The organism is Lysobacter sp. Root690 (assembly GCF_001427785.1).
Classification (GTDB): domain Bacteria; phylum Pseudomonadota; class Gammaproteobacteria; order Xanthomonadales; family Xanthomonadaceae; genus Lysobacter.
Window position 1 is genome coordinate 504,064 of the sequence record NZ_LMHM01000018.1, and the last position, 6,728, is coordinate 510,791.

5 protein-coding genes are annotated in these 6,728 nt (G+C 66.6%); all 5 read left to right on the forward strand.

Translation table 11 applies throughout. From position 1 onward, the window contains the following. Positions 1 to 3: 3 nt before the first annotated feature. The 5 genes from ASD86_RS25315 (at position 4) to ASD86_RS25335 (ending at position 6,474) form a co-directional block, all read left to right on the forward strand. Positions 4 to 930, forward strand: coding sequence for a peptidoglycan DD-metalloendopeptidase family protein (locus ASD86_RS25315; RefSeq protein WP_082578709.1), 927 nt, complete (start codon positions 4 to 6; stop codon positions 928 to 930). Positions 931 to 1,198: 268 nt separating this feature from the next. Beyond that, entirely contained in the window at positions 1,199 to 2,803 is a 1,605-nt protein-coding gene (locus ASD86_RS25320) for a peptide chain release factor 3 (RefSeq protein WP_056117222.1), read from the forward strand. Then, entirely contained in the window at positions 2,803 to 3,291 is a 489-nt protein-coding gene (locus ASD86_RS25325; RefSeq protein ID WP_056117224.1) for a hypothetical protein, read from the forward strand. Before ASD86_RS25320 ends, ASD86_RS25325 begins: the two co-directional genes overlap by 1 nt. 297 nt (positions 3,292 to 3,588) lie before the next feature. After that, positions 3,589 to 4,269 (forward strand): hemolysin III family protein, encoded by a 681-nt coding sequence (locus tag ASD86_RS25330; protein ID WP_056117226.1) that lies wholly within the window; start codon positions 3,589 to 3,591, stop codon positions 4,267 to 4,269. Between the two features lie 207 nt (positions 4,270 to 4,476). Beyond that, the gene (locus ASD86_RS25335) at positions 4,477 to 6,474 is read left to right on the forward strand and encodes an AsmA family protein (protein WP_056117228.1); all 1,998 of its coding nucleotides are present in this window, start codon (positions 4,477 to 4,479) and stop codon (positions 6,472 to 6,474) included. Positions 6,475 to 6,728: the final 254 nt, after the last annotated feature.

Below are 6,728 nucleotides of genomic sequence, written 5' to 3' on the forward strand. Positions count from 1 at the left end.
ACTATGCCGCGCCTGCCCACCTCGATCGCCCTGTGCCTGTGCATGCTCCTGCTCGCCGCGCCCGCGGCGCAGGCCGGCAAGCTGTATCGCTGGACCGACAAGAGCGGCATCACCCATTACGGCGATCGCGCGCCGTCCGCGGCGCCGCCGTCGGAGGTCAAGGTCATTCCGTTCCGCGCCGAGCCCGGCGCGATCGCGCGGCTGCGCGTGCAGCAAGACGGCGACCGCTACCTGGCCTGGGCCGACAACAGCCTGTCCGGGCCGGTCGAGGTGCAGCTCGATTTCACCCACAGCAACAACATCGCCGGCAATCCCAGCCTGCCCGCCAACGCCACCGTGGACGCGCGCGGCAGCGCCGTGGTCGCCGTGCTCAGCGCCCAGGACCCGACCCGCGGCGGCGATTTCGAACTGACCATGCGCAGCGTGCCCGGCGACCCGCGCGCCCGCGCGCGCAACGTCGAGTACCTGCTGCCGCTGCAACAGCAGCAGTTCCGCATCGACCAGGGCTACGGCGGCCACTTCAGCCACACCGAGCCCGAACATCGCTACGCGATCGATTTCGCCGCCGACATCGGCACCCCGGTGCTGGCCGCGCGCGACGGCGTGGTGATGCAGGTCGAGTCGGATTTCGACAAGGCCGGGCTCAACCTGGAAAAGTTCGGCGACCGCGCCAACTTCGTGCGCATCCTCCACGACGACGGGACCATGGCCCTGTACGCCCACCTCAAGGCCGACAACGGCGTGATCGTGCGGGTCGGTCAGCGGGTTCGCGCCGGCCAGCAGATCGGCCTGTCGGGCAACACCGGTTTCAGCACCGGACCGCACCTGCATTTCGCGGTGCAGATCAACCGCGGCATGCGGCTGGAGTCGATTCCGGTGCGGATCAACGGGCCGCAGGGGCCGTTGCGGCTCAGCGGCGGGACGCGGTAGGGGTCGGGATTCGGGATTCGGGATTCGGGATTCGGAACAGCCTCGAGGCTCCGAGGTCTTTCGTGGCAGGGCCTTCAGGCCCGCCGCTTTCTCTCAGATCGCGGCGTCGGACCGAACAGCGTCGGGCTTGAAAGGCCTCACACAACAGCCAGCCGGCTGAGGCACCCTCTGGACGGCCTTCGACAAGCCTCCCCAGCCCCGCCGCCGTCCACAGGTATAATCGCCGCCTTCCCCTTACCGGCCGACGCGCCCCCGGCGCGCCGTACTCATGTCCGAAGTCTCCCAACAAGCCCTCCGCCGCCGCACCTTCGCGATCATTTCGCACCCCGACGCCGGCAAGACCACGTTGACCGAAAAGCTGCTGCTGTTCGGCGGCGCGATCCAGATGGCCGGCAGCGTCAAGGGCCGCAAGGCCGCGCGCCATGCGACCTCCGACTGGATGGCGCTGGAAAAGGAGCGCGGCATCTCGGTGACCTCGTCGGTGATGCAGTTCCCCTACGAAGACCACATCGTCAACCTGCTCGACACCCCCGGCCACGCCGACTTCGGCGAGGACACCTACCGCGTGCTGACCGCGGTCGACTCGGCGCTGATGGTCATCGACGTGGCCAAGGGCGTGGAGGAACGCACGATCAAGCTGATGGAAGTCTGCCGGCTGCGCACCACGCCGATCATGACCTTCATCAACAAGCTCGACCGCGAGGGCAAGAGCCCGATCGACCTGCTCGACGAAGTCGAAAGCGTGCTCGGCATACAATGCGCGCCGATCACCTGGCCGATCGGCATGGGCCAGCGCCTCAAGGGCGTGGTCCACCTGATGACCGGCGAGGTGCATCTGTACGAACAGGGCCGCAACTTCACCCGCCAGGATTCGACCATCTTCGCCTCGATCGACGACCCGGCGCTGGAAGCGCGGATCGGCGCGCCGATGCTGGCCGAACTGCGCGACGAACTGGAACTGGTCGAAGGCGCCTCGCATCCGTTCGACAAGGACAAATACCTGGCCGGCGAACAGACCCCGGTGTTCTTCGGTTCGGCGGTCAACAACTTCGGCGTGCAGCTGCTGCTCGACTTCTTCATCGAGCACGCGCCCTCGCCCAAGCCGCGCGAGACCACCGCCCGCGACGTGCAGCCGGGCGAGGAAAAACTCAGCGGCTTCGTGTTCAAGATCCAGGCCAATATGGACCCGCAGCACCGCGACCGGGTCGCGTTCATGCGCATCTGCTCGGGCAAGTTCAACGCCGGCATGAAGGCCTTCCACGCGCGCACCGGCAAGGAAGTCAAACTCGCCAACGCGCTGACCTTCATGGCCTCCGATCGCGAGATCGCCGAGACCGCATTCCCCGGCGACGTCATCGGCATCCACAACCACGGCACGATCTCGATCGGCGACAGCTTCAGCGAAGGCGAGCCGCTGTCGTTCACCGGCATCCCGAACTTCGCCCCGGAACTGTTCCGCCGCGCGCGCCTGCGCGATCCGCTCAAGCTCAAGCAGTTGCAGAAGGGCCTGGCGCAGTTGTCGGAAGAAGGCGCGACCCAGTTCTTCCGCCCGCTGATGAGCAACGACCTGATCCTCGGCGCGGTCGGCGTGCTGCAATTCGACGTGGTCGCCTATCGCCTGAAGGACGAATACGGCGTGGATGCGAGCTTCGAGCAGGTCAGCGTCGCCACCGCGCGCTGGATCCGCTGCAACGACGCCAAGAAGCTCGAGGAATTCCGCGACAAGAACGCGCTGAACCTGTCGCTGGATGCGGCCGGGCAACTGGTCTACCTGGCGCCGACCCGGGTCAACCTGCAACTGGCGCAGGAACGCGCGCCGGGCGTGGAATTCCTGGCCACGCGCGAACACGCGCATGCGGTGGCGCTGGACTGATGTCGCCGCTGCGCCGCTGGTGGACGTATTTGTTGAGCAAGCGCAGCGAAGTCGCCGCGCTCGACTACAAGGACGCCTACATGGGCAAGGTGATCGTGGACATCCACCGTCTGCGCAGCGACAAGGCGCAGGCGATGGTGCCGTTGCGGGCGCTGCATCCGATCCACGGCATCGACCGCGAATCGGCGCTGCAGGCCACCCGCGCGCGGGCGCAGGCGCTGAGCGCGCGCCGCGAGGAATTGCTCGCGCACGGCCGGCTCGATCTGGCCGCATTGAACGCCATCATTCCCTCGGTCTCGCAGATCAAGGTCGTGCAGGACGGGGAGCGCTGGCTGGCGTTCGAAGGCAACGGCCGCCTGTACGCGATGCGCGAGGCGTTCGGCGAGGATTGCGCGCTGCTGGTCGAAGTCGAGCAGTACAGTTTCGCCCGGCCGCACAAGATCCAGCGCCGGCTGCGGCGGATCCGGCGGCTCAACGCGCTTGAGTGAAGGCGGCGCGGCGCGGGCGCGTCCGGATCGTCGAATTGCGTAGCGCGGCTTCGCCACCGCGATGAATGCCCATCGCCATCAGCGCGGCAACGAGCGCGGTGCGCCTGAATCGCGATCCCGCCGCATGGGTATCGCCCGGCGCCCGGCCTGTCGCCCCGCCCCACTGAGTCGGCCCACGACCCAAGCCCGGCCCCGCGTGACCGAAGTCGCGAAACCGAATCCACGCTGTCTTGCCGTTGCGGTCGATTCGCATTCGCGCCGAGCATTGGCCCCAGACCGCGCTAGGATGCTGGAACCATGACCATCGCCCATGCCCCCGCTCACGGCGAGCACTCGATCCGCGAAGAGATCGCCAATGCCCTGACCCACGGTCTGGGCGCCACCGCGGCCCTGGCCGGCGGTGCGGTGATGATCACCCTGGCCGCGCTGTACGGCGACGCCTGGCAGCTCGGCAGCGCGATCGTGTTCGGGATCAGCCTGCTGCTGCTGTACCTCGCCTCGACCCTGTACCACGCGATCCAACATCCGGTCGTCAAGGGCCGGCTGAAAGTCTTCGACCATTGCGCGATCTATCTGCTGATCGCCGGCACCTACACCCCGTTCACCCTGATCGGCCTGCGCGGGCCGTGGGGATGGGGCCTGTTCGCCGCGATCTGGGCCCTGGCCGTGGCCGGGATCGTGTTCAAGCTGTTCTACACCGGCCGTTTCAAGCTGCTGTCGACCATCATCTACATCGCCATGGGCTGGCTGGTGATCGTCGCCGCCAAGCCTTTGCTCAATGCACTCGACGCCTCGACGCTGGGCTGGCTGCTCGCCGGCGGCATCTGCTACACCCTGGGCACGGTGTTCTATCACCGGCCGTCGTTGAAGTATTCGCATGCGATCTGGCATCTGTTCGTCGTCGGCGGCAGTGTCTGCCACTACATCGCGGTGCTGTCGCAGGTGGTGCCGGCTTCACGTCTGATTTCCGGTACCTGACCCGTAGGCGTGAGACTTAGCGCCTGATCCTCGGCGCCCGAACGGCTGAACGCCGCACGCTGCGTCGACGACGCATTCACTCTCGCTTTACCGGCCTGTCGCGATGGTGGGTCCAACCTCACCACAGGTCCCGCCGCGCGGGCCGAGAGGGCGCTGCGCCGTGTTGCGGTCGCATCGCCGGTACGCCCCGGCCTTCGCGCTTACGCGATGAGCACACCCGATCCGAACATTTCCGCTTCCAACAACACCGCTGGCGACAGCGCCGATCAAGCTGCGACCGCGCGCGGATGGTTCGCGCCGGTACGCCGCCATCCCTGGCTCAGCCTGCTGGGCGTGATCGCGCTGGCCATTGGGGTGCTGATCTTGCTGTGGGACTGGAACTGGTTCAAAGGCCCGATCGAACGCCAGGTCGAAGCGCGCACCGGACGCAAGTTCGAGATCGACGGCAACCTCGACGTCGACCTGGGCCGGGTGTCGGTGATCCGCGCCGATGGACTGAGCTTCGCCAATGCGGCGTGGGCCAAGCAGCCGATGATGGCGACCGCGCAACGGCTGGAACTGTCACTGGAAGTCTGGCCCTTGCTCAAGGGCGACATTCGCATTCCCGACATCCGCCTGACCCAGCCGCGGGTCAATCTGCAGACCGATCCGAAGCACGGCGGCAACTGGGTGTTCGAACGCGGCGGCGGCGGCGAACTGCCGAAGTTCCGCAAGATCTGGATCCAGGACGGCCGCATGGAATTCCTCGACCCCGCCGGCAAGACCGACATCCGCCTGAGCGTCAACAGCCGCCAGCCGCGCCGCGAGGATGCCGCGCCGCCGGTCGAGGTCGACGGCGGCGGTCACTGGAAAGCCAACCGTTTCACCCTGCAAGGCCGCGCAGAATCGCCGCTGGAACTGAGCAACAGCGAGAAACCGTATCGATTGAACCTGCGCGCGGTCGCCGGCGCGACCCGCGCGCATGCGCGCGGCGAACTGGTCGACCCATTCCATCTGCGCGACTTCGACCTGCAGTTCGCGCTGGCCGGCAAAAACCTCGCCGACCTGTATCCGCTGATCGGGGTGGCGATTCCGCCCACTCCTCCGTACGCGCTCGACGGCCGTCTGCGCCGCGACGGCGTGCGCTGGAACTACAACGATTTCACCGGCAAGGTCGGCGACAGCGATCTGGCCGGCGACGCCAGCGTCGACACCGGCGGACCGCGGGTGTATCTGCGCGCCGACTTGATCTCGAAGCGCCTGGATTTCGATGACCTCGCCGGCTTCATCGGCGCGCCGCCGCAGACCGGTCGCGGCGAAAGCACCAATCCCGAACTCGCCGCGCAGAACGCGCAACTGGACGCGAAACCCAAGCTGCTACCCGACACGCCGTATCGACTCGACAAACTGCGCTCGATGGATGCGGACGTGAAGCTCAAGGCTGCGCGCATCAACGCGCCGGGCTGGCCGCTGGACGACATGCAGGCGCATCTGCTGCTGGAGAACGGCCTGCTCAAGCTCGATCCGCTGAACTTCGGCGTCGCCGACGGCGACATCCGTTCCAACATCACCATGGACGCGCGCAACGCCACCATCCGCACCCGCGCCGACATCAATGCGCGTGGCCTGACTTTGTCCAAGCTGTTGCCTGAAGTGAAACTGGCGCAGGACGCGGTCGGCAAGGTCGGCGGGCGCATCGCCCTGAGCGGCAGCGGTAATTCGATCGCCAAGATGCTCGGCAGCGGCGACGGCAGCATCGCGGTCGGCATGGGCCAGGGCCAGATCAGCAACCTGCTGATGGAATTCGCCGGCATCGATCTGGCCGAGATCCTCAAGTTCAAGTTGACCAAGGACCGCAAGATCCCGATCCGCTGCGCGTTCGGCGACTTCGCCGTCAACGACGGGGTGATGACCGCGCAGTCGCTGGCCTTCGACACCAGCGACACGGTGCTGGTCGGTGCCGGCACGATCAATCTGCGCGAAGAAAAACTCGACCTCACCATCCGCGCGCGCCCGAAGGACCGCAGTTTCCTGTCGCTGCGCGCGCCGCTGATGGTGACCGGCACGTTCAAGCAACCCAACGCGCGTCCCGACTACAAACGCCTGGGCCTGCGCGGCGCGGCGGCGATCGCGCTGGGCACCATCGCGCCGCCGGCGGCGTTGTTGGCTACGTTGGAGTTGGGACCTGGTAAGGATGCGGGGTGTGCGGGGCATGTGGTGAATTGAGTCGACATTCGCTCAAGCGCCATGGCATTCATCAGCGAATGCGATTCGCCCAACGCGTTGTCGGACATGCGTAGCATCAACACTGCCGCCATCAGCCAATCAACTCAAATTCTGGTTGCAGCCGGACTTGAACTTGAGCTTTTGCTTTTGCTTGAGCCAGAAGCCGCGCAGTTCATCCAGCGCTGCGAAGTATCGAACTCGCGTTAGCAACAGCACACCCGAAGGGCGGCGTGCAGGATGCACGCCGTGCGCCA